Annotated in this window: 2 protein-coding genes; both read left to right on the plus strand. The window is 46.3% G+C overall.

What is annotated here, in order from left to right; genetic code table 11:
• The coding region (locus A3761_RS19840; protein WP_068750748.1) for an ATP-binding protein at positions 1-3101 on the plus strand (3101 nt) is incomplete at its 5' end.
• A gap of 3 nt (positions 3102-3104) precedes the next feature.
• Positions 3105-4013 carry a response regulator gene (locus tag A3761_RS19845; RefSeq protein WP_369808238.1) on the plus strand — a complete coding sequence of 303 codons (909 nt, stop codon included), beginning with the start codon at positions 3105-3107 and terminating at the stop codon, positions 4011-4013.
• The last annotated feature ends 157 nt before the right edge of the window (positions 4014-4170 follow it).

The raw sequence follows: 4170 nt of genomic DNA on the forward strand, positions 1-4170 counted from the left end.
TTATTTATGCTTCGTTTACTTTTATCTTCTTTGCGATTGAAGCCGCTATTCTCGCATCGGCTTTACATGCCTTGCTGGGTATTCCGCTATCGATCGGGTATTTCATTTGCGCTGTGGCGGTTATCCCTATTGTGATCCGGGGGATTACCACTATTTCGCGTTTTCAAGTCGGGACGCAAACTCTGTGGTTACTATTACAAATCGCGGCAATCGCTACCGTGATCATTGTCGAATATGATACTTTGCCTGCTTGGACAGACTATCAGCCAAAGGGCCTTAGTAATGCAGGTGAATTCAATTGGCTATTGTTCGGCGCCGCTGCTTCAGTATTTTTTGCCTTGGTTGCTCAGATTGGTGAGCAGGTAGACTATCTACGCTTTCTTCCTCCTAAGACTGAACAGAATAAGAAAAAGTGGTGGTTTTGGTTGGTCTTATCAGGGCCAGGCTGGATCTTTATCGGTTTGCTGAAAATGCTCTTTGGCTCCTTTATCGCTTATATTGCGATTACAGAAGGGGCTACTTATGTGGTCGCCAGCGACCCGACTTATATGTACGAACGTGTATTTAATTACCTGACTAACTCACCGTCAATGTCGCTTATTTTAGCTGCGGTTATGGTGATTATCTGCCAGATGAAGATCAACGTAACGAACGCTTATGCCGGGTCGATAGCTTGGTCTAACTTCTTCTCGCGGGCAACTCACAGCCACCCTGGGCGGGTTGTTTGGTTGGTCTTCAATGTGACAATTGCTTTGATTCTGATGGAGTTAGGTGTGCATGAGGCACTCGAAGCAATTTTGGGGGTTTTCGCTATTGTCGCAGTGAGTTGGCTAGGCTCGCTTACTGCAGACTTATTGATTAACAAACCACTTGGGCTCAGCCCCTCTTATATCGAGTTTAAGCGAGGTCACCTCTATGATGTTAACCCGGTTGGTACTGTTTCAATGGTGGCTGCCTGTATTCTTGGTTTAGCTGCATATCTTGGGGTGTTTGGCGAGACAAGTAAGAATCTTAGCCACTTTATTTCTTTGTTAGCCTGTTTCATCTTTGTGCCACTGATCGCTTATATTACCAAAGGAAAGTATTACTTAGCGCGACAGTCCCCAGAGCTTATTCCCATTATAGAGGAAGCGAAAACCAGAGCTTCGTCGGGTGCTGCACCGTCACCATACCCGTCTATTGGACCGACGCTTACCTGCGGCGTCTGTGACAATGACTTTGAAGTGGAGGACATGAGTTATTGTGGCGTTTATGCTCAGCCTATATGTTCGCTCTGTTGTTCCCTCGATGTGCGTTGTCTAGATAGCTGCAAACCTCATGCTAGGCTTTCTCGTCAGGTGGTGAATTTCTTAAGGCGCTTTATGCCAGGCAAGTTAGTGCGTTCTACGAATTCAAGGCTAGGGCGTTTTGCTGGGCTGCTTATTATTACGAATATGATCAACGCCGCGATGCTGGCCTTGGTTTATGAGCATATGATGCCTTCTGCGATTGCCGATCAGGAGGTGCTAAAGCAAAGTCTGATCACACTGTTCTTTATTTTCTTGATCGTTACGGGTGTGATTTCCTGGTTGTTTCTCTTGGCGCACGAGAGCCGGGTGGTAGCCCAAATTGAGTCCAATCGGCAAACACGTAAGCTGATGCGAGAAATCCAAGCTCATGAGAAAACCGATCTGGAATTGCAACAAGCCAAAGAGCATGCAGAGCAAGCGAATGACGCCAAGAGTCGCTATCTATCTGGGATCAGTCACGAGCTGCGAACCCCGCTTCAATCGATACTCGGCTATGCGCAATTACTGACTGACAAGCAGGACCTTGATGATGCACAGTCTCGAGGCTTGAATATCATTCATCGCAGTGGCTTGCATCTGGCAGATTTGATTGAAGGCCTGCTTGATATATCAAAGATTGAGGCTGGGCGCTTGGACTTGTTTCGGAACAAGGTTCAGTTACCTGAATTGCTCGATCAGCTTGCCAGTATGTTTCAAATGCAGGCTAAGAACAAAGGGATTGAGCTTAACTTCAATATAGAAGGGCGATTGCCGAAAATGGTGATGGCAGATGAAAAGCGCTTGCGCCAGGTTTTGATCAATGTTCTGTCTAATGCTGTGAAGTATACACAAGAAGGTTCAATCGACTTTACGGTGAAGTACCGTTCTCAGGTGGCAGAATTCATTATCAAAGATACCGGGCCAGGGATAGAGGCTTCCTACCTCGCACGTATATTCGAACCTTTTGAAAGGGTGCGTAATACACATACACCGAATGTGCAGGGGACAGGTCTTGGTTTGACTATCGTGAAGCTCTTAACTGAAGTAATGGGTGGAGAGTTACAGGTCGACTCAGAACTTGGGAAGGGCAGTTGTTTTAAGGTGAGCTTAATGCTGCCCTGGGTGAATAATACTCAGCAGGTAGAAGAAGCAGTTAAGGCCAAGATAGTTGGCTACGAAGGTTATCAGCGAACTATCTGTTTGGTAGATGATGACCCGGTTCTAAGGGGCTTCTTGTCAGACTTACTCATTCCACTGGGTTTTACTACCTTAGAGGCTTTTGATGCACCATCTTGTATGGCGCTATTAGATACGGCCAAGCCAGATCTATTTGTTCTCGATGTCTCGATGCCTGGCAAAACAGGTTACGAATTGGCTGATGATTTACGTAGTGAGGGAATTAGTGTTCCGATTTTAATGCTCTCTGCCAATGCACAAATGCCATCGAGCGACTCCATTGCCACGGCCAGCTATTCTGATTATTTGATTAAACCGATTAACAATGCGGCTCTGTTAGATAAGCTAGCTGAGCATCTGGGCTTGCACTGGATATCGCAAAATGAAAGTGAAGATTTCGACTCGGTTAAAGTCTTGTCTAAAGAGCGCGATGGTAACCCTGAAGAAGCACAAACTAGTGACGCCTTCGTTATTCCCAACGACCCCTTAATTCGTGAGCTAAAAGCCTACGCCGAAATGGGCTACCGAAAGGGTGTCGTGCAAACTTTAGCTCAGGTAGAATCAGCTAAGTTACTACCGGAGCCATTTATGCAGAGCCTGTTTGCTATGAGTGACAGTTTCCAGTTCGACCAACTTGCGCAAGCCTTAAGTGATTAAATGATGACGCCTTTAAGCCAGACCGATATTGTGTTGGTTGTTGATGACTCCCCCGATGCTCTGAGCATGATTAACGATGCCTTGGAAGCGGAAGGAATGGACGTGCTGGTTGCTCTGGAAGGCAAGCAAGCCCTAACGATCGCTAAGCGCATTCGGCCCGATGTAATACTGCTCGATGCAGTCATGCCCGTAATGGATGGCTTTGAGACCTGTCGCCAGCTAAAGCAAAATGCAGACCTCGCAGATATTCCCGTTATTTTCATGACGGGTTTATCTGATACTGATGATATTGTTCGAGGCTTGGAAGTGGGTGGTGTTGATTACCTGGTTAAACCCATCAACCCGACAGAATTGCTAGCGCGTATGAAGGTGCATTTGAGCAATGCGCGTTTAACCAAGAGTGCGCAAAGTGCCTTGGATAGCACTGGGCAGCATCTCTTCACGGCTGATGAAAAAGGCATTGTTCGCTGGGCCACCCCGCAAACCTATGCTTTGTTTGCCAAAGCTAATATCTCTCCGACAGATGGTTCTGAGGCGTTTACAAAAATGCTTTCTCCATGGTTGGCTGGGTCTCCGCAGGACGGGGATAGTCTCAACTTAGAAGCACTAGAATATCCTTTATCTCTGAAGAGGGTAGGCAAACATTCCAATGGCGACCAGCTAATTAAACTGATTGACGGGAACAAGCCAACAGAAGCTGCTTTATTAAAAGCAAATCTCGATTTAACTGAGCGAGAGGCGGAAGTTTTGTTTTGGATAGCGAATGGGAAAACTAACCGCGAAGCAGCCGAAATTCTATCGATGAGCCCTCGAACGGTGAATAAACATTTGGAAATGATCTTTCCTAAACTTGGTGTCGAGAATAGAACGGCAGCGGCAGGGGTCGCCTTAAGGGTCTTGACACAGGGTTAATTATGGAAAAGACTGAGGTGTTGTTCTCATAGAGTACTCGTAGGCAGAGTAGTATACTGAGCCCAATGAAAAAATGGTTAATATAGNAGGACATTATGAAAGCATTAGTAATTGTTGCACACGGCTCACGACGAGCGTCCTCCAATGATGAAGTACG

This window comes from Oleiphilus sp. HI0123 (assembly GCF_001635315.1).